The 18,614-nt window shown below is 66.6% G+C and carries 21 protein-coding genes; 10 read left to right on the top strand and 11 right to left on the bottom strand.

Annotated features, from left to right (window positions below):
- Nucleotides 1-106: 106 nt before the first annotated feature.
- Both ACGFNJ_RS00415 and ACGFNJ_RS00410 read right to left on the bottom strand, forming a co-directional pair.
- On the bottom strand, nt 107-739 hold the full coding sequence (locus tag ACGFNJ_RS00415; RefSeq protein WP_393441813.1) for a hypothetical protein: 633 nt from the start codon (nt 737-739) through the stop codon (nt 107-109).
- Between the two features lie 104 nt (nt 740-843).
- The gene (locus ACGFNJ_RS00410) at nt 844-1,308 is read right to left on the bottom strand and encodes a MarR family winged helix-turn-helix transcriptional regulator (protein ID WP_393441810.1); all 465 of its coding nucleotides are present in this window, start codon (nt 1,306-1,308) and stop codon (nt 844-846) included.
- A gap of 86 nt (nt 1,309-1,394) precedes the next feature.
- Between ACGFNJ_RS00410 and ACGFNJ_RS00405 the strand changes: the two genes are divergently transcribed.
- Entirely contained in the window at nt 1,395-1,766 is a 372-nt protein-coding gene (locus tag ACGFNJ_RS00405) for a VOC family protein (protein WP_393441807.1), read from the top strand.
- Nucleotides 1,767-1,785: 19 nt separating this feature from the next.
- Here the strand turns inward: ACGFNJ_RS00405 and ACGFNJ_RS00400 are convergent, their stop codons facing one another.
- Nucleotides 1,786-2,775: a pirin family protein gene (locus ACGFNJ_RS00400; RefSeq protein ID WP_393441805.1), complete on the bottom strand. Its 990-nt coding sequence runs from the start codon at nt 2,773-2,775 to the stop codon at nt 1,786-1,788.
- Between the two features lie 34 nt (nt 2,776-2,809).
- Nucleotides 2,810-3,604: an N-acetyltransferase gene (locus ACGFNJ_RS00395; protein ID WP_393441802.1), complete on the bottom strand. Its 795-nt coding sequence runs from the start codon at nt 3,602-3,604 to the stop codon at nt 2,810-2,812.
- A gap of 171 nt (nt 3,605-3,775) precedes the next feature.
- Between ACGFNJ_RS00395 and ACGFNJ_RS00390 the strand changes: the two genes are divergently transcribed.
- A complete protein-coding gene (locus ACGFNJ_RS00390; RefSeq protein WP_167837573.1) occupies nt 3,776-3,946 on the top strand; it encodes a hypothetical protein in 171 nt (56 codons plus the stop codon).
- 54 nt (nt 3,947-4,000) lie between these two features.
- On the opposite strand, the gene ACGFNJ_RS00385 is transcribed toward ACGFNJ_RS00390, so the two are convergent.
- Together ACGFNJ_RS00385 and ACGFNJ_RS00380 are read right to left on the bottom strand one after the other, a co-directional pair.
- Nucleotides 4,001-4,291: a putative quinol monooxygenase gene (locus ACGFNJ_RS00385; protein WP_393441800.1), complete on the bottom strand. Its 291-nt coding sequence runs from the start codon at nt 4,289-4,291 to the stop codon at nt 4,001-4,003.
- 44 nt (nt 4,292-4,335) lie between these two features.
- The gene (locus ACGFNJ_RS00380; protein WP_393441798.1) at nt 4,336-4,773 is read right to left on the bottom strand and encodes a MerR family transcriptional regulator; all 438 of its coding nucleotides are present in this window, start codon (nt 4,771-4,773) and stop codon (nt 4,336-4,338) included.
- A gap of 206 nt (nt 4,774-4,979) precedes the next feature.
- Between ACGFNJ_RS00380 and ACGFNJ_RS00375 the strand changes: the two genes are divergently transcribed.
- Nucleotides 4,980-5,507 carry a Uma2 family endonuclease gene (locus ACGFNJ_RS00375; RefSeq protein ID WP_393441796.1) on the top strand — a complete coding sequence of 176 codons (528 nt, stop codon included), beginning with the start codon at nt 4,980-4,982 and terminating at the stop codon, nt 5,505-5,507.
- Between the two features lie 44 nt (nt 5,508-5,551).
- Here ACGFNJ_RS00375 and ACGFNJ_RS00370 read toward each other — a convergent pair whose 3' ends face one another.
- Nucleotides 5,552-5,920, bottom strand: coding sequence for a glyoxalase superfamily protein (locus ACGFNJ_RS00370; RefSeq protein ID WP_393441793.1), 369 nt, complete (start codon nt 5,918-5,920; stop codon nt 5,552-5,554).
- 58 nt (nt 5,921-5,978) lie between these two features.
- Between ACGFNJ_RS00370 and ACGFNJ_RS00365 the strand changes: the two genes are divergently transcribed.
- Entirely contained in the window at nt 5,979-6,182 is a 204-nt protein-coding gene (locus tag ACGFNJ_RS00365) for a hypothetical protein (RefSeq protein ID WP_393441791.1), read from the top strand.
- Between the two features lie 134 nt (nt 6,183-6,316).
- Here ACGFNJ_RS00365 and ACGFNJ_RS00360 read toward each other — a convergent pair whose 3' ends face one another.
- Nucleotides 6,317-6,808, bottom strand: a complete 492-nt coding sequence (locus tag ACGFNJ_RS00360) for a SixA phosphatase family protein (RefSeq protein WP_393441788.1) — start codon at nt 6,806-6,808, stop codon at nt 6,317-6,319.
- Between the two features lie 155 nt (nt 6,809-6,963).
- Between ACGFNJ_RS00360 and ACGFNJ_RS00355 the strand changes: the two genes are divergently transcribed.
- Nucleotides 6,964-8,634 carry an FAD-dependent oxidoreductase gene (locus tag ACGFNJ_RS00355; RefSeq protein ID WP_393441786.1) on the top strand — a complete coding sequence of 557 codons (1,671 nt, stop codon included), beginning with the start codon at nt 6,964-6,966 and terminating at the stop codon, nt 8,632-8,634.
- Nucleotides 8,635-8,671: 37 nt separating this feature from the next.
- Here ACGFNJ_RS00355 and ACGFNJ_RS00350 read toward each other — a convergent pair whose 3' ends face one another.
- Nucleotides 8,672-9,448, bottom strand: coding sequence for an acyl-[acyl-carrier-protein] thioesterase (locus tag ACGFNJ_RS00350; protein WP_393441784.1), 777 nt, complete (start codon nt 9,446-9,448; stop codon nt 8,672-8,674).
- Nucleotides 9,449-9,596: 148 nt separating this feature from the next.
- Between ACGFNJ_RS00350 and ACGFNJ_RS00345 the strand changes: the two genes are divergently transcribed.
- The 4 genes from ACGFNJ_RS00345 to ACGFNJ_RS00330 all read left to right on the top strand — a co-directional run bounded on the left by ACGFNJ_RS00345 (nt 9,597) and on the right by ACGFNJ_RS00330 (nt 14,857).
- The gene (locus ACGFNJ_RS00345; RefSeq protein WP_393441782.1) at nt 9,597-9,788 is read left to right on the top strand and encodes a hypothetical protein; all 192 of its coding nucleotides are present in this window, start codon (nt 9,597-9,599) and stop codon (nt 9,786-9,788) included.
- Between the two features lie 79 nt (nt 9,789-9,867).
- On the top strand, nt 9,868-11,712 hold the full coding sequence (locus ACGFNJ_RS00340) for a serine/threonine-protein kinase (protein WP_393441780.1): 1,845 nt from the start codon (nt 9,868-9,870) through the stop codon (nt 11,710-11,712).
- Nucleotides 11,712-13,655 carry a serine/threonine-protein kinase gene (locus tag ACGFNJ_RS00335; protein ID WP_393441778.1) on the top strand — a complete coding sequence of 648 codons (1,944 nt, stop codon included), beginning with the start codon at nt 11,712-11,714 and terminating at the stop codon, nt 13,653-13,655. The genes ACGFNJ_RS00340 and ACGFNJ_RS00335 overlap by 1 nt, the downstream gene beginning before the upstream one ends.
- On the top strand, nt 13,652-14,857 hold the full coding sequence (locus ACGFNJ_RS00330; protein ID WP_393441776.1) for a hypothetical protein: 1,206 nt from the start codon (nt 13,652-13,654) through the stop codon (nt 14,855-14,857). Before ACGFNJ_RS00335 ends, ACGFNJ_RS00330 begins: the two co-directional genes overlap by 4 nt.
- Before the next feature lie 1,136 nt (nt 14,858-15,993).
- On the opposite strand, the gene ACGFNJ_RS00325 is transcribed toward ACGFNJ_RS00330, so the two are convergent.
- Entirely contained in the window at nt 15,994-17,124 is a 1,131-nt protein-coding gene (locus tag ACGFNJ_RS00325; RefSeq protein WP_393441774.1) for a transglycosylase SLT domain-containing protein, read from the bottom strand.
- Nucleotides 17,121-17,444 (bottom strand): type VII secretion target, encoded by a 324-nt coding sequence (locus ACGFNJ_RS00320; protein ID WP_393441771.1) that lies wholly within the window; start codon nt 17,442-17,444, stop codon nt 17,121-17,123. The genes ACGFNJ_RS00325 and ACGFNJ_RS00320 overlap by 4 nt, the downstream gene beginning before the upstream one ends.
- Nucleotides 17,445-17,624: 180 nt before the next feature.
- Between ACGFNJ_RS00320 and ACGFNJ_RS00315 the strand changes: the two genes are divergently transcribed.
- Nucleotides 17,625-18,599 carry an NADPH:quinone oxidoreductase family protein gene (locus ACGFNJ_RS00315; protein WP_393441769.1) on the top strand — a complete coding sequence of 325 codons (975 nt, stop codon included), beginning with the start codon at nt 17,625-17,627 and terminating at the stop codon, nt 18,597-18,599.
- The last annotated feature ends 15 nt before the right edge of the window (nt 18,600-18,614 follow it).

The following is an 18,614-nucleotide window of genomic DNA, read 5'->3' as shown; positions in this document are numbered from 1 at the left end:
ATCGTTCTGGCGTCGATGCCGCCGACAAGCTGGATCTGTTGCGCGTCATCGGAACGCGGGTCCTGGGCGCAGCCGCCGAGGACCCGCGTGACCCGGTGGTGTCGGATCAGGGTGCGCCGGAGGCGTATTCCAGCGCCGCGTCGATCGCTGGCTGGCCGCCGCCCATCGCGAGTCCGCTTGCCGCGCCGATCGCGGCGCCGAGCACCGTGGTGATCGGCACCGTGATGAAGTCGAAGATGAACAGGCCGAGCGGGAAGCCGAGGATGAACCCGATGCCTGCGCCGATTCCCGCGCCCGCCAACACAATCGGCCACACCTTCTCGACCTCGGCGAATAAGCGTTCCTGGGTGGCCACATCGCGCAGCGGTGTCTGCGTCATGTTGTCGGGGATGAGGGTGAGCTGGCGGCCTGACGCGTCGATGTCCGGATGTAGTTGCACCCGTTGGTCGCCGACGCGCACCGCCATCGGTAGCGCGGCGACGACGGTGCCGTCGCGGTCGGTGAGTGTGACGACCCGACCCTCCTTGATCAGCTCGAACCGGCCGTCCTGGATGGTGGTCACCGCCCCTCGCCGATCCTCGGATGCCGCGACCTGGTAGGCGATTTCGTGGAATGACCCGCGCACATCGAGCGGTGCGTCGGGTGCGGTGCTTGCGGGGTCCGCATGGGTGGTGCCCGCGGTGATGACCGTTGCGGTCATGGCGAGCAATACCGTGGCGGTGCTTCTGAAGATGCTCATCGTTGTGCTCTTTTCGGTAGCGCTCCCCCTGCGCGGTGTTTTCGTCGGCGACGATACCGTTTCGTGACCTTCAGCAGAAGGGGTTCGGGCACAACGCGTTCGGATCACGCCTGCAGCTGGTCGCACACCCTGCGCAGATAGCCGGCGAACTGTCGCCGATCCTGGTCGTCCCAGTCGGCGGTGAGCTCGGCGAAGACGTGGCGTTGCCACTCGTGCGCGTCCGCGAGCAGCTGTTCGCCGCGGGTGGTCAACGCGAGCGAGGTACGGCGACGGTCGTGTTCGGATTCGGCGCGGGACAGATGGCCTGCGGCCGTCGCATCGCGCACCATGCGGCTCGCGCCGGAATGGTCGAGTCCGAGTTGGTGTGCCACCGACGTGATCGTGGCCTCGCCGCCCTGCTCGATGGTGGCGGCGACCACCTCGACCACTTGCACGTGTTGCGCGTGCCGCAGTTCGTCGGGCAGGTCTTCGGATGTTCGATTGATCCAGCGGCGCGACCAGAATCGCACCACCCGGAACAGTGCAGGCCCGCCGTCGGCCGTGCCAGGTTTGGTCCCCCGTGTGCTCATGCCGCCAGCCTAACGCGAACCCTGGCGATCGCATGTGATGCGCATGTATATTTGTGTGCGTATCGCATATATATGGAGGGTAGTCCATGGCCATCGTCTTGCATCACACGATCGTGCCCACCGCCGATCGGCACGCCGCCGCAACGTTTTTCGCTGAGCTGATGGGTCTGACGGTGGGCGCGCCGACCGGCCCGTTCGTTCCGGTCCGAGTGAACGGCGACCTGACCCTCGACTTCGACGACCGTGGCCGGGTCGAACCCGGCCACTACGCCTTCCTCGTCGACGACACCACCTTCGACGCGATCCTGCATCGCCTGGCCGGGTGGCCCGACGTCGCCTACGGTGCAGGCATCGAGCACGGCTGGAACCGCGACATCAATCGCCTCGGCGGCGGCCGCGGTGTGTACGTGTGCGCACCGGACCGCCACAGCTACGAGATCTTCACCGCGGCTCCCTGAACCGCGGCGCCCGCTCGAATCAGTCTCTGGCCGGACCGATCCGGCGTTTACGCGGCTTCAGATGCAAGGCGGGCAACGGCGGCGCCGGAATGCGCTGCTTCGGCGAGTGCCCGGCGATATCGGCGAAGCGATCGAGATTGTGATTCTCCCAATCGTTTCGGGCCGCCACGATCTCATCGTGGCTGCGTCCGACGAAGTTCCACCACATCACCAGTTCCTCGCCGAACGGCTCGCCGCCGATCAGCGCGAAATGCGCACCCGCCGTGCTGGTCAGCGCGATCTCGTCGCGATCGGTGCCGAGGTAGAGCAGCGGGCCTGCGGTGAGCGGCGTGCCGTCGACCGTCACCTCGCCCTCGATCACCATCACCGCGTGCTCGAAGCCCCGGTCCAGCGGCAGGGTGACCTCGGCGCCAGGATCCAGCCGCACGTCCGCGCCGACGATCGGTGTATACGCCTTGGCGGGCGAGACGGTGCCTGCCAGCGAGCCGATCAAGACGATCGCGCGTAGCCCTTGCGCTTCGTACACCGGAAGTTCGCGATGCTGCTCGAAATGCGGCTCGATCCCGGTGCTGTTGCCAGGCAACGCGATCCACAGCTGCAGGCCGTGCCCGGCGTGCGCGCCTGCGACCTTGTACTCCGAGTGCGCGATGCCGCGCCCCGAGGTCATCAGGTTCAGCTGCCCCGGCTCGATCTCCACATCGGAACCGACCGAATCGCGATGGCGGATCCGGCCGTTGAACGGCCAGGTCACCGTCTGCAAGCCGATGTGCGGATGCGGATCGATATCCGGGGACGCCCCGGTGGTGGTGACAGTGGGGGAGCCGAAGTGATCGAGGAAGCACCAGGCGCCGACGGTCGGCAGATCCCGTTGCGGCAGTACGCGTTCCACGTAGACGCCGCGGACGCCGCCGAGCGGCACCTCACGCAACGGAAAGAGCTCGGCGACCGGTCCGGGACCGGCCGTAGGCTCGCAGAGCGCCTCTTCAGGATGTGCGTCGAGATCGCTCATGACTCCGCCTCCGATGCGGTCGCCGACGCTCGGCTCACCGGCTGATGCCCTTGCCGATCACCTGCGCGTCGTACTGCGGGTGCTTGTCCAGGTACGCCCTGATGAACGGGCACAGCGGCCGGATCACCCTGCCGCGCTCGATCGTGTCCTCGATGGCCTGCTTGGCCAGGACGCTGCCGAGCCCCTTGCCGGAGAACGCGCCGTCGATCTCGGTGTGCGTGAACACCGTCTCGTCGTCGCGCTCCTCGTACTCGGCGAAGCCTGCCAGTTCGCCGCCGTAGAACACCTCGTAGCGGTTCTTCTCGGCGTTGCGGGCGACAGTGGACTCCGGGGTGGATGTGGTCATGGTCGGCTTCTCCTTCGCGGCATGGACAGGGTGATTGCTCAGGATCGACACGCGATTGAACGCGCCGATCGTGGTGGCGGCCCAGAGGACAACGGACAGTTGATCGTCCGTCAGCGCGGTGCGCGCGAGTGCGTAGGCGCGCGCAAGGGTGTCCTCGTCGGGAAGTGTCGTGGTGAGCTCGGCCAGCGCCAGCGCGGCTCGCTCCTTCGGGGAATACAGTTCCGTGCGCCGCCAAGCGGACAGCACGGCCAGTTCCTGTTCGGTGTTGCCCGCGGCGCGCGCGGCTCGGCTGTGTACGTCCAGGCAGTAGGCGCACCCGTTGATCTGGGAAACCCGCAGGTTGATCAGCTCGACGAGTTTGCGGTCGAGGCCTGCCGCGGCGGCCGCGGCGCGTACTTCGTTGGCGACCTTGCCGAGGGCGCGGTACGCGGTGGGCGTCTGTTTGTCGAGCCAGACGCGGTCGTGCGGTGTATCGGGCTTCACTCCGTGGGATGTTAGCGGCTCGAACGGTCGGGCGTCCGGCCGGGTCCGGCTCAAACGGACCGAGGTCCGCGTCATTTACACCCGCATACAGAATTCGTGAAGATCGTCGCCGACGCTCGCGCACGCCCTGCTCACGGCACAGAATTGGAGGTTCACCGAAGGAGAAATGTCATGAGGTTCCGCAACCGCACCGCCCCAACCCTGGTCGCCGCCTGCCGCCGCAGCGCGCACCGCATCTGGGCCAGGCAGGATCTCACCCCGCAGGAACGCGCGAATCTGATGGCGGGCTGGACACCGCCCGCGATCATCAGCGCGTCACTGGGCGGGCGCACCTTCCACTGACACACTGCGGCCCGGCGATCCACCTTTCGGATCGCCGGGCCGCGTGCTGTCCCACTAGATTTCGGTGAACCGGCGCAGTTGGAACGGCTCGACGAGCAGCTCATCCAACGCCGCCGCGCACGCCTCGAGGTGTGGTGTCTCGAAATGCCGTGCCAGCGCGTCCGCGTCGACCCATTCCTCCAGCAGCACCGCCTTGCTCGGATCGGTGGGATGCAGGTACAGCTCGTAGGCGAGGCAGCCTTCTTCGGCGACGGTCGGTTCGATCATGTTCTGCAACACCTCGCGCAGCTCCGACTCCCGGCCCGCCTTGGCGGTGAACCGGACATTGAGTGTCAGCGTGGCCACTGTGGCTCCTCTTTCGTTGTGGTGCTTGATATTTCCGGTGCGAGTCACCGTGTGGCGTCGACGGCGGCTGCTCGGACCGGCGCGACCTTGCCCTCGTAGACGCCGATCTTGTAGTCCAGGACGGCGACGGCCTGTTGCAGGTCGGCGATCTTGGCGAGCACCTCGGCACGGGTATTTCGGAACATCTCCAGCCGTTCGGGGAACGTCGATTCCCCTTCCCGCACCAGTTCGGCGTAGCGGACCATGTCCGCCACCGACATCCCCGTGGTGCGCAGATGACCGATCAACGTGAGCCACTCCAGATCGCGCCCGCTGAACCGCCGCTTCCCCGCGTGATCGCGCCCGATGTAGTTCATCAGCCCGATCCGCTCATACCAGCGCAACGTATCCCTGCTCAGCCCCGACCGCTCGGCCACCTCGCCGATCGAATATCGAGGCACCTCCCAATCGCCCCCGCGCTCGTTCCCGGCAGCTTCAGCCATCACATTCACCTCTTCCCGACGACACCATCGACGGTACCCACCTAGAGCCCACTCCAAGCAACGTTCCAGTCTGCCGAAGTACCCGACAGCTTCCCTCCGTTCCTTTACCTTGCGTGGGACACTGGAGCCGACCGGGTGGGACGAGCTGAGGAGTGAGGGTGACGGCACTTCCGGAACCGTGGCGGCTGCTGACGATTGCCGACTATTTGGCACTCGATGAGGACGAGCTGGTTCGCCATGAGTTGCAGGAGGGGGTTCTCACCATTTCGCCGTCGCCGAAACCAGAACACAATATTGCTGGTGCTGAGCTCTACAGCCAGGTGAAAACGCAGTTGCCTCCGGATTTGGCCGCCGTGCCCGATGTCGACCTCGACCTTCAGTTAGTGCCAGAAGACGGACTGGCCACTGTCCGTCGACCGGACTTGGTCGTGGTCGACCGGTTCGAACTCCAGCGGGTCAAGGACGAACGCGGAGTCCTTCGCGCGTCCGGTGCTCGCCTCGTCGTCGAAATCGTTTCGCCGGGTTCTCGGCGAACGGACTACGTCATGAAGCGAAGCGAGTACGAGGATGCGGGAATCCCGAACTACTGGATCATCGACCTCAGCACGCCATTGAGCCTGGTTGCTTTCCGGCTCACGGACGAGTTGGGCTACGTCGATGAGGGTGAGGCAACCGGGACTTTCACGACCTCGTCGCCGTGCCCGCTGACCATCGACCTGAAGCAACTGGGCTGACGGTCAGCTGGTCCACATCGGCGGCGTCGGCGAATGTTTCGGGGTCAGTTGTATTTCGGGAGTTCCTGGACGGCCCATTTGTTGCCGTCGGGGTCGGCGAAGTAGGTGAATTTGCCCCAGTCGAGGGTTTCTACCGGGGTGGCTTCCACGCCTGCGGCGATCAGTTCCTTGTAGGCGTCCTCGGCGCTGGCGACGACGATCTGCACGCCGCTGACGCTGCCGGGTGCGGCCTCGGTGATGCCGTCACCGATGCAGATGGAGCAGCCGGAGCCGGGCGGGGTGAGCTGCACGAATCGCAGGTTCTCGTTGACCCGGTGATCGTGGTCGGCGTTGAACCCGATCTTGGTGTAGAAGTCTTTCGCACGGTCGACGTCGCTGACGGGGATCGCGATGAGCTCGATTTTCCAATCCATCGCCCGAGCATCCCAAAGGTCGCCGACAAAGTCCCGGGTTCCGGCCTACTCTGGGGATATGCCAGGTAAGGACATCGACCGGATCAGGGCCCGTTCGGCCTGGGCCACGGTCAAGGAAAGCCCCATGATCACCGCCATCGCGGTGGCGCCGGTGGTGCTCGCGCTCGCCGTCGTGTGGTGGCTGCTCGGCGGTTTCGCCGCATTCGTATTGCTGATCATCCTCGGCGCGGTCGTGGTGGTCGGCGGCAAGTTGCTGCGCTGAACTCACCCACCGCGTCGGCTCCGCAGGCTGTCGTCCACGGGAACGCACCCACGGCTGCCTTCCCGAGTGGTGCACCCACGCCCGTCGGCGTTCACGGGGAGCCGCGAACAACATCGGCGGCCCACTGCGTCCGCTTACCGGGGGATGTGAAAGCGCACCAGCTCCCCGGTCCCCGCGTCGACCTGTGCCCACGGCCGGTCGAACTCGAGCACCGCGAGCGCCGAAGTGGGGAACTTGCGGCTGAGCTCGACGGCGTGCGTCGAATTCCGATTGCTCGCCAACTCCCATGCCGTCCACGGCATTCCGGGCGCGTGCCCGATCACCAGCAGTGTCGACACGTCGTCGTCGCTGAGCTGGACCAGCTCGATGAGGCTTTGCGGCGAGGCCTCGTAGATCCCGGCCTCGTAGACCACCGGTGCGTCGATGCCGGTGACGGCCAGCGTTTCCCTGGTCCGAGTGGCGGTCGAGCACCGCACCGCGTCGATCGGGGGCTGGGTCGCACGCAACCAGTCGCCTGCCAGCGCGGCCTCGCGCTGTCCGCGCGGCGCGAGCGGGCGTTCGTGGTCGCCGACACCGTCGGGATATGCCGACTTGCCGTGTCGCATGAGGATCAGAGTCCGCACCATGGAGATACCGTAAGGCCTCCGGTGGCATGGCCTCGACCACACTCGAGGCAAACTGAAAGCGGCGTCACATCGCGGCGGTTGCGCGGCGTGCCGCTTTTGTCCACCTCTGCCCATCGGGTGGCCTACAGCCCACGTACTTCGAGGACTTGCACAATATGGCCTACGTAATCACGCAACGTTGTTGCAACGACGCCAGCTGCGTCTCCGAGTGTCCGGTCGATTGCATCCGCCCGACACCGGATCAGCCGGAGTTCGCGACAACCGAGATGCTCTACATCGACCCCGACACCTGCATCGACTGCGGTGCGTGTGTGGATGCGTGCCCAGTGGAAGCCATCTTCTCCGAGGACGACCTGACCGCATCGCTGGCGCGCTACCGCGACATCAATGCCGCCTACTTCCAGCGGCATCCGCTCGAATCCAACTTCGACCCGATCGTGACGCCGCCGCGGCCGCCGAAGGATCTCGGCACCTTGCGGGTCGCGATCGTCGGCGCAGGCCCGGCCGCCTGCTACGCGGCCGACGAGCTGCTGCGCAGAGCGGACGTGGAGATCGAGATGTTCGACCGGGTGCCGACGCCGTGGGGCCTGGTTCGCTCGGGCGTCGCCCCCGATCACCCTGGCACCAAGACGGTTTCGGGCCTGTTCGAGTCGGCGTTCCGGCGCGAGACCCTGCAGTACTACCTCAATGTCGAGGTCGGCACGCATATTTCGCACGAGGAACTGCTTCGTCACCACCACGCGGTCATCTACGCGGTCGGCGCGTCGACCGACCGCCGCCTCGACGTGCCGGGTGAAGATCTGCCTGGCAGCCACTCCGCGACCGAGTTCGTCGCCTGGTACAACGGCCATCCCGACTACGCGGACCGGCAGTTCGACCTGTCCGGCGAGCGGGCCGTGATCGTCGGCAACGGCAACGTCGCCCTCGATGTGGCCAGGGTCTTGACCGTGTCCCCGGACGAGCTGGCAAAGACCGATATCGCCGACCACGCACTGGACGCGCTGCGCCGCAGCAATATTCGCGAGGTCGTCGTGCTCGGTAGGCGCGGCCCGCTGCAGGCGGCCTACACGTCGTCGGAGTTCCTGGCACTGGCGCACCTGAAGGGCATAGATGTCGTCGTCGACGCGGCCGACCTGGCGCTGGATCACGCCAGCCAGGCCGTGCTGGACGACCCGGACATCGAGCCGTCGCTGAAGCTCAAGTACACCCTCGCCGAGGAGTACTCCGGCGGGCGGCGCGATCCGGGCAACAAGCGGATCGTCTTCCGCTACCTGGCTTCACCGACCGCGCTGACCGGCACCGACAAGGTCGAGGCGATCGAGTTCGTGCACAACGAATTGTTCGAGGAGAACGGGCAGGTGGTGGCGCGGGCGACCGACCGCACCGAGCACATGGACGCCTCGCTGGTGCTGCGCTCGATCGGTTACCGCGGTGCGGCCGTCGCCGACATCCCGTTCGACGAGCGGCGCGGCGTCGTGCCGAACGAGCACGGGCGGGTGCTTGCCGATGACGGTGCTCCGCTGTCCGGGGTGTACGTCAGCGGCTGGATCAAGCGCGGTCCGCGCGGTGTCATCGGCTCGAACCGGACCGACGCCGAGGAAACCGTCGAGAACCTGATCGCCGACTTCACCACGGGCAAACTCGCTGCGCCGGAGGCGAATCGGGCCCAGCTCAAGGCGCTGCTCGGCGAGCGGCAGGCCGACTTGGTCGACCGGGAAGGCTGGCGGGCGATCGATCAGGCCGAACGCGCCGCGGGCAAGTCCTCGGGCCGGCCACGGGTCAAGTTCACCACCCGCGCGGATCTGTTGAAGGCCGCGCGCGGCTAGCGGACGGGGACGACCGGGCCCACCTGGGTCCGGTCGCTCAGTTCGTTGGCAATGGCATGATGCGCACGACCGTGGTGGTCGTGCCACCGACCACGAACCAGAGTCGAAGCACCGGCCGTCCGGTGCGATCGCCCGGCTCGTAGCGGCTGCGCACCGTCACATGTTGACGGGCGAGCACCGGCGCCACGTATTCGATCACCGCGCGGTGCGGGCCTGCGAGCAGCTTGGGATAGTCGACGAGGAACTGCTCGACCGCCTGCCAGTAGCAGGCATTGTTGACGTGGTTGTACTGGTCGATGTCGGTCGCGCGCACCGGAAACGGCATATCGGTATCCGATTCCGCAGGCACGGTGTCGGTCAGATAGGGCCGCCAGCGCAGCCGGTGCTCCTGGGTGGTCTGCGCCAGATAGGCGAGGCCGTCGTCGCTGATCCGCGCGGGCATCCCGGTCGACTCGCTGATGTTGATCCAGAAACCCTCTGTCTCGATCAATCCGCCGTTCGTGCTGGTGATCCGCACCCGCATGTTCGTCCACCGGGTCGACATCGCCGAGCACCAGCGCAACAACTGCACCTCGTCCGGCCACTGGATCGGCCGGATCACATCGATCACCGTGCGCCGCACGATCCAGTTCGGATCGGTTCGGTTCAGGAAGGTGCCGTACAGATTCTCCCAGGCGATGTCCTGCAGATAGCGGGCGATCGCGTCGAAACGCAGCCGAACGTAGGGATCCACGTCGCCAGCCCGGATGGGCCACGCCGAAGCAAAGCCCATGCCCTCCTGGGGAAGCGGGGCGAGTGGCTGATCGAGTGACACTGGTGCTCCTCGCGCTGCACGGTGTGCCGCGTTCTTCGTGTTGCTGTTGTGACTGACTTTACGGGGCGGATGTCGCACCATCGCGTTGAGCCGCCGCTACTCAGGAATGCCCGCACGAAAATTCGCTTGGCCAGGCATGATGGGCGCCATGACCGATACGGGCCTGCCCGCGAAACTCGGCAAACCGGCCGAACGAGCCCTCGCGGCGGCCGGAATCCGCCACCTCGACGACCTCACCACCTGGACCGAACGCGACCTCGCCGCCCTGCACGGCGTCGGCCCGACCGCGGTGACCAAGCTCCGCGCCGCGCTCGCCGCCCGCAACCAGACCTTCGCCTGACCTGGCCTTCGCGCGACGCGGGGACGGCGCGCGAGTGCGCCGGTACGATCCGACAAGCACTCCAGGGGAGGGGAAACCGGTGAAGCCGCTCGGCCGACACGACCCGCGCGTCGCGGGCAGGCACCGCTTGGTCGCGGTGATCGGTCATGGCGCGATGGGGCGGGTGCTGCTCGGCCGCGCGCCGGACGGCAGGCTGGTCGCGGTCAAGATGATTCACCGGCATCTCGCCGCGAATCCCGAATTCCGTGCTCGGTTCCGGTTGGAAGTACAAGCGTCCCAACGGGTTACCGGTGCCTACACGGCGGCTGTTCGGGATGCCGATCCGGATGCGGAAGAGCCTTGGCTCGCTTCGGTTTTCGTACCTGGTCCGTCATTGCGCGCCGCGGTCGATCAGTACGGACCGATGCCGCTCGGCGGCTTGCGGCTACTGACAGCGGGTCTCGGCTCCGCCCTGGTGGAGATCCACCGTGCGGGCATGATCCACCGCGACCTCAAGCCGACGAATGTCCTACTGGCCGAGGACGGCCCGCGCGTCATCGACTTCGGCATCGCCCGTGCGCTGGAAGCCGATCTCCAGCTCACCGGCACCGGCACGCTGGTCGGTTCGCCCGCGTTCATGTCGCCAGAGCAGGCCTCGGGCCACGAACTCGGCACTGCCAGTGACGTTTTCTCGGTCGGCGCGATGCTGGTCATGGCGGCGACAGGAGAGAGCCCGTTCCTCGGCGCGTCGACGCCGCAGACGTTGTACAACGTCGTGCACAACAGCGCCGACACGAGCCAGGTGCCTGCGGCGCTGCGACCAGTCGTTGCTGCCTGTTTGGAGAAGAACCCGGCTGCGCGCCCGACGCCCGGCCAACTGATCGACGCGGTGGCCGCGATGACGGCACGGCCGGGATGGCCCGCAGCGGTTCGACAGCAGATCGGGCGCGATCGTGCGGCGGCCGAGAACTGGGTCGAAACCGGCGAGGCGCCGATCCGTTCGTCGCGGCACACCGCGATATGGGTTGCCGCCGCGGCGGTGCTCGCCGTGTTGGCAGCGGGCACGATCACGGCCTTCCTTGTCGATCGAGGCGGTTCGCCTGACACTCCCGACCCACTGGCGAACCGGACGCTGGAATTGACCGACGAGCAAATGCGCCTAACCGACACCTGCGCGTTGCTCGGCAACGATGTCGTCGGAAGTCTGGGACAACCGGTGCGGCCAGAGCTCGCGGACTCGTCGATGTGCGGAACGACATTCGTGGAACCGGGTGGGCGCCGAACGCGCATGACGGTCAGCGTGGGAACGGCGGTGGCCGGACAACCGCGCACCGAGCAGGTCGCAGGCCGATCTGTGCTCGACACCACCTCCGGCGTGCGGTCCTGCGGCCGAGCGGTGGCCGTCCGCACCGAACCGACGCTCGGCGTCGACGTGAAAATCGCCGAAGCCGACGGCGATTCCTGCACCCTGGCGACCGCCGCGTTGAAAGCCGTTGTGACGCGCCTGGTCACGAATCCACCGAGTGTGCACCCGCCGAAACAGTCTGCGGTGACCCTCGTTCCCTGCGATGCCGTCGACCAAGCCGTTCTCGCGCCGTACACGGGCGGTGCGCGTCCGACGGCAGTGGACGTCCATACCTGCACCTGGACGGGCAGCCCGTTCGTGATCACCTTGCACGCGGCGGAGAGCAAACGGGTCGACTCGGACCCGCGGTACACCGTGCTCGAGGTGAACGCGGGCAAGCTGGGCGACCTCCAGGCGGCGCGCCGTATCGATGCGGACGGAACCTGCGCCACCTACTATCTGGTTCGCCCGACCATCGAAGATCGAGGAGAACTGATCGCCGTGACCGCACAACCGGCAGCCGCAGGCGCCGCCGACACCGCCTGCGCCACGACCGAAGCGGTGCTCACCGGTGTCGAAGCTCGGAGGGTGAATTCCTGATGGTGAAACGTTTGGCGGTCGGTGACCCGGCCAGGATCGGCAGATACCGGCTGCTCGGTGAACTCGGTTCCGGCGGCATGGGGCGGGTTCTGCTCGGTGTCGGCCCCGACGGACGACTCGTCGCCATCAAACAGGTGCACCAGCATCTGGTCACCGAAGAAGACTTCCTGCCCAGGTTCCGGCGCGAGGTGCAGACCTCGGCCAAGGTCTCCGGCGCCTTTACCGCCGCCGTGGTCGACTTCGATACGGAATCGGAATCGCCTTGGCTTGCTTCGCTTTTCGTGCCCGGTGTGCCATTGGACAAGGCCGTCCAGGAATTCGGCCCGTGCACCACCGCCGAAGTGCGCGTACTGGCCGTCGGCCTTGTCACGGCATTGCAGGCCATTCACGGCGCCGGGCTGGTGCACCGGGATCTCAAGCCCGCCAACGTGATTCTCGCCGAAGACGGCCCGCGGGTCATCGACTTCGGCATCGCGCGGGCGGTCGAGGGCCGGTCCGAGCTCACCCACACCGGCTCGATCATCGGTTCCCCCGCATACATGTCGCCGGAGCAAGCGCAATCGCTCCCGCTGACGCCCGCCAGCGACATCTTCTCCCTCGGCAGCGTCCTCGCCATGGCTGCGGGCGGCACCAGCCCGTTCGCCGGTGCGTCGATGCCGCACACGCTCTACAACATCGCGCACACCGAAGCCGACCTGAGCGGATTGCCGCCCGAGGTGGCGGAATTGGTGCGGCCCTGCCTGGCGAAGGATCCGCAGGAGCGCCCGACGCCGGCCGAGCTTCTCGATTTCCTCGGCCCGCTGCCGCCACCCCATCGGCCGTGGTCGGCCCGCGTGCACCGGGCGATCAACGATCAGGCGGCGGAGGTCGCGGAGCTGCTGGCCGATCCTGAGGCAACCCAGATTGTCGGTGCCACTCCTACGCCCAGCGCGGCGCAGCACGTGGCCGACATCGAGCAGCGGTTGCAGGCACTTGTCGAGATCCAACGGGCCACCAACCTACGCAGGCGGCGTAAGCGAGCGTTGATCGCCGTATCAGCGGTGGTACTGCTGATCGCTGGAGTCATCGTGGGGACTGCCGCGTTCAGTGGTGGCGAGAACAGCCCGGTCCCCGAGACAGCGAATCCGCTTGCGGGGCTGAACCTCACGAAGCTCCGGTCGATCGATCTGTGTGCCGCCGTCGAGCAGCCGCTGGTCTCGTCGATCGGCGACTGGACCAAGAAGCCGAACTCCACGCAATGGGGTACCTGCGCCGCCGAGGCGGGCGGGTATCAGTTCGACTTCGACATCAAACGCACCGATGGCTACCGGGACAACGGCGCGAAGGCAGCAGGCGCCCCGGTGCTGGAAGACGTGGCCGGCGCACAAGACGGCTGCGGCCGGGCCCTGCTGCCCGCAGCGATGGAACGCCAATTCGGCATTGCGGTGCGTGTGCGCGGCGGAGAAACCGACAAGCGCTGCGGCATCGCCGACGCCGCCGCCACGCAGTTGGTGAGCCGGATAGCGCAAGGCGCACCCCAACTTCCGAACAGCCGCGTCTCGCTCGCGAAGCACGACCCGTGCGCACTGGTCGATTCGATCGTGGTCAAGCTCAACATCGGTGACAAGGTGCGTGGCGAGCCGGATCTGCTGCACACCTGCAAGTGGAGCTCTGTCGGTCCGGCCACCGTCTCCTTCGAACGCTCGAAAATTCTGGTGCCGACCGAGAAGCCCATCCCGTTCGACCTGGGCGGCGGCAACTTCGTCTTCCTCGATGAGGCGGAGCTGGGCTCGCCTGCCTGTGTGCGTCGCGGCCAATATCGACAGATCGACAACAGCGACGCGGAGGTGGTGACGGTGCAGGTCGAGAATCCGTCGATGAACGAACATCCCGAATTCCGGTGTGCTGCCGCGCAAACGGTGTTGCAGAACATCATGGAGAACCTGCCGCGGGTGAGCGGATGAGCGTGCGTGCGCGGGCGGCCGCTTCCTTGGCCGCTGTTGCCCTTGTGCTGGTCGGCGGATGCGCGTCGACGGAGCCGGGGACGGGGGTGCCCGGCGAACCCGATGTGCGGACGTTGGACACCGGCCGGTTCCCGACCGCGCGGCCGAGCCAGCCCACCCGGTTGGACGAGGTCGGCTATGCCCGGCTGGAGGCGGCGCGGTTGGCAGGCGCAGTGCTGAGCCCGCACGAGGTCGATGCCGTCTATTCCAACGGTATGTCCGCCCAGGTGCACACCGACGTGCAGTCGTTGACGCGATATCTCGCCGAGCCGGTGATTCCGGTGCTGCTGAATCATGGCTTTCTCCTAGGGTTCTCGACGGGCTCGGCGGACGAGAAGCGGGCGCAGCAGGCCCCCGACGGGAGCACAGTGCGTGCGGGGTTGACCGTGACGGTGCTGCGATTCCCCGATGCCGCGGCGGCGAAGGCGGCGGCCGTCGAGCTCGATGCGGTCGACCTCGGGCTCAGTCCGGAGAATGCCCCGGCCACTCTGCCGAAATACCCTGATTCCCGGGCACATTGGCGTCCTGGCGTGCCGTCACTCGGCAGCACCACTCCGCATGGCAACTACGTGATCAGCGTTCTCACGGAGGCACGAACCCCGGACCTCAACCGGTTGGTCGAATCGACACAGAAGTACCTCGATGCCGAAGTCGTTGAGCTGGACAAGTTCACGCCGACACCAGTCGGCAAGTTCAGTACTCTGCGGCAGGATCCGGACGGGCTGCTCGCCAGGGTTATCCACGATCAACGCGTGGTGCCTGCGCCCGACGGGCAGGGGGAAGTGGTGCTGTCGTTGCGCGGCTACCTGAACTATCTGCAGGATCAGACGGGTCGATATCCGGTTCTACAGCGGGCCGGAGTCGACCAGATCGCGGTGACACCAGACGCTTTCGGCTTCCGTACCCGCGATGACGCTGCCGCAATGACATTCGTGCGGGAGTCCGCCGAACTCGGCAACGCGGTAGACCGCAGGGCTGTCGATCCGCCCGACGACGTCCCCGGGGCGCAGTGTGTGCAGGACTATCTCGCGTTCAAGGAGGGGCAGTTCCGCTGCTTCGTCTCCTATCGCAGATACGTCGCCCTGGTGATCGGTCCACGACTGTGGGAAACCCAGCAGCGGGCCGCGGCGCAATTCGCCCTGCTAGCCAACAGTCAGCGGTAACTGCGAGCACGAGCGCACCGCCGCCACACCAACAACCGTCAGCGTGTTCGACCACGAACCCCGAAACCTGCACCCCTTCTGTGGATCCGCACCCCTTCTAGCGGCCCAGAACGAGTGCGAATCCCCAGAAGGGGTGCGGATCCGAGTCTTCGATCTTGAAACCCCCGCAGCCGCACACCTGCTGTCTTCCCGCACACGATTTGGCTAGCAAAATCGTGTGCGGTAACTCAAAAAGTGTGCGGCTGAGAGTTTTTGATCTTGAATCTCTGTCTTCGATCTTGAAGTTCTCGAAACGGGAGCACAGCCAAGTGACCCGGCTGGAACGAGAGAACCCGTGACTGACTGCGGAGGTCAGCCGGGTACGGCAGGCGACGCCACCACGCTATCCGGTGCAAACCCTTGGCTGCCGAATTCACAGGAGACCGTGGAGCCGAGGAAGCTTTGCCTTCGCCGAGCCCAAAGCGGCACGGACACAGCCCAACCCGCCCCGTGGGCCGCGGCCTCGGACGGGCGCGGTCTCGGGCGGGCGCGGCCTCAGACGCGCGCGGCTTCGGGCGGCCGCGGCTTCGGGTGGGCGCGGCTTCGGGTGGGCGCGGCTTCGGGTGGGCGCGGTCTTGGGCGGGCGCGGCCTCAGACGCGCGCGGTCTCGGGTGGGCGCGGCTTCGGGTGGGTGCGGTCTCGGGTGGGTGCGGTCTCGGGTGGGTGCGGTCTCGGGTGGGCGCGGCCTCGGACAGGCGCGGCTTTGGAGGGGCGCGGCTTTGGGGGTTGGTGTGGGTTTCGTAGGGCGTGTTGCGTTTGGGGTGGTGGTTTATCCGCGGGTTGAACGGTTTCCTGGCGAGCGGGACAGTCTCGGGGTTTGCACTGGATAGCGTGGTGGCGTCGTCTGCCGTACCCGGCTGACCTCCGCTGTCAGGTGCGGGTTCTCTTGTCCCAGAACGGGTTACTTGGCTGTGGTCCGGTTCAAAGATCTTTTCCAGGAAGTGATCTTGGAAATGTTGACGGGAGTTCAATGGTGGGCGTCTCGGTGCGTATTGCCACCATATGACTCCCGTCAACTGTCACCTGCAACCATTTGACTACCGTCAACGAGGCGCGGCAACCATTTCTCTCCGGTCGATCAGGTCCCAGCCTGCCCGCTAGTACCCCTGGTACGCGCGCCCCTGACCCACGGCCACCACACCCGGCACATTGTTGACAGACCCATACCTGTCGATCGAATACCGCACCCCAGCGATGATGTTGTCCACCGGATTCCAGATATCGTCGTGCCCGGGCGCCTTGTACGCGTTGAACGTACTGTCGATGGTCTGCATCAACCCCTTCGACGGATGCCCGGCCTCCCAGTTGCTGTCCCACCGGTTCTCCGCATACGGGTTACCGGCTGACTCGTGCTCGATGATCATCGCGATGGCGCGCTCATCGATATCTTTGGGGTCGTAACCCATTTCGATGAGCTTCTGTTTGGCTTCGGCGATCCATTTCGCCATATCACCGCTCGGCAGCGGGCCGGTGGGGGCGCTGGAACTCGGGCTGCCGGATCCCGAGTTGTAGTTCCCCATCGCGTAATTCGGTCGGTCTGAGTTCGACGAGCTGACCGGAGATGCCTTGCTGACCGGGGACCCGTGCGACGACGTGTTGTTGGCCGGGGTGCCGGAGTTGGCGCCTGCGGGCGTGGTGGTCGCGGCGGGCGCCACGTTCGCGCTCGGCTCACCGAGCCCGGCAAATGCCTGGTCCAGCTTGGTGATCGCGGCATCCACCTGTGTCTTTGCTTGGTTGGCAACGGTTTCGGCGGATTTCAGCGCGTTGGTCAGATCCCAGGTGCGTGTCGCGGCCTGGTGTTGTTCCTGGAGGACCAGTCCCTCGACGTCGGCTTTGTCCGCGTGCGCGCGGAGGGCGGCGATGCGGGTGGTGGCGTTGACGGTGCCGTTGGGCTCGACGTCGAACGGCGGGCTCTGGTTGATCGCGTCGTCGCGCAGCTGCACCACTTTGGCTTTCGCTTCGACCAGGTTGCCGACTTGAGCGGTGAGTGCCGTCTTCAGTTCGAGCAGCGCGGCGCTGACGGCGGACGCTTTGGTCTTCTCGGTGTCCATCCTGGCGTTCGCCGCCGCGCCCGCGGCGCCGGACCACTTGTCGTCCAGCGCTTTCGTCTGGGTGACGCCGTTGCCGACGGCGGTGTCCAACCCTTGCGAGATGGTGCCCGCGTGCTCGCCCGCGGTGCCGAGTTGTTCGGGCTTCCAGTTGTCCACGTCGGGGATGGTCAGCGTCATGGCAATCCGATCGCCTTGAGCTTGGCGGTGAAATCGTCCTCGGCGAGTTCGTATTTGCCCGCGGCGTTGTGCATGTTGTCGGCGATGGTGGTGAGCCGGTTGCCGATGCTGCCGAGGCAGCGGTTGACCGCATCGCCTGCCCGCTGTGCGGTGGCGCCGAATTCGGTGCCGGGGAGCGCGGTGGCCGCGTTGGCGAAGGCGTCGCCCTCGTTGAGTTTGGTGACCGCACCGGCTTCCGTGCCGAGAGTTTGCGCGAACGACCGCAGCGCCTCGGGGTCGACCTGCATTTTCGTCGCAGGCGACTGGTTACGCTCGACCATAAGTCCCCCTTCCCGCCCGACCGTAGGTCGCGGTCAGCATAGCAAAATCGGGTTGCCGACAAGGGTGTCAGTGAGGCTCAGGCAGCCCGCGAACCGAACTCTGGCAGTCCTGGTCCGTTATGTTGATCACGGCGGCGCCTGCGAGGACAAGTGCAGGCGCCACGACAGAGAGGTCGGCGCATGCGCGCAGCTCAGATCAGCAAGCTAGAGGGCCCGGAAGCGATCGAGATCGTGGATATCCCGGAACCTGCGGCCTATCCGGGTGGCGTCGTGATCGACGTGCACGCGGCCGGGGTGGCGTTCCCCGATGTGCTGATGTCGCGCGGGCTCTACCAGATGAAGCCGGAGCTGCCGTTCGTCGTCGGCGGCGAGGTGGCCGGGATCGTCCGGGAAGCCCCGGCGGACGCGCACGTCAAGGCGGGTGACCGGGTCGTCGCGCTCACCCTGCTCGGCAATGCCATGGCAGAGGTGGCAGTCGCGCCTGCCGCGATGGTGTTCGCGCTGCCCGACAACGTCTCGTTGGCGGCGGGTGCAGGCATTCTGTTCAACGATCTGACCGTGCACTTCTGCTTGCGCAATCGCGGCAGGCTCGCTGCAGGCGAGACCGTGCTCGTGCACGGCGCCGCGGGCGGCATCGGCACGTCGACGCTGCGCATGGCGGTCGCCCTCGGCGCAGGTCGGGTCATCGCGGTGGTCAGCACGGAAGAAAAGGCCGCGGTGGCGCGGGCCAACGGCGCCACCGACGTGGTGCTCACCGACGGCTGGCTCGCCGCGGTCAAGGAACTGACCGGCGGCCGTGGCGTGGACATCGTGCTCGACCCGGTCGGCGGCGATCGCTTCACCGACAGCATCCGTTCGCTGGCCTCGGCGGGCCGCCTGCTCGTGGTCGGCTTCACCGCGGGGGAGATCCCCACGGTCAAGGTGAACCGGCTGTTGCTCAAGAACGTCGAGGTCACCGGCGCGGCTTGGGGTGAATGGGTGATGACCCATCCCGGCTACCTGGCCGAGCAGTGGGACGAGGTCGCGCCGCTGCTCGCCGCGGGCACGATCGCCCCGCCGGAGCCGGTGCTCTACCCGTTGGATCGGGCCGCCGAGGCCGTCGCGTCGCTGGACAACCGGACCGCGACCGGCAAAGTCGTTGTCACACTGCGCTGACGGGTTGTTCGAATC

The sequence above is a fragment of the Nocardia sp. NPDC049149 genome, assembly GCF_043197455.1.
Classification (GTDB): domain Bacteria; phylum Actinomycetota; class Actinomycetes; order Mycobacteriales; family Mycobacteriaceae; genus Nocardia.
The sequence above is the reverse complement of the archived record's forward strand: the minus strand, read 5'-3'. Positions and strand labels throughout refer to the sequence as shown.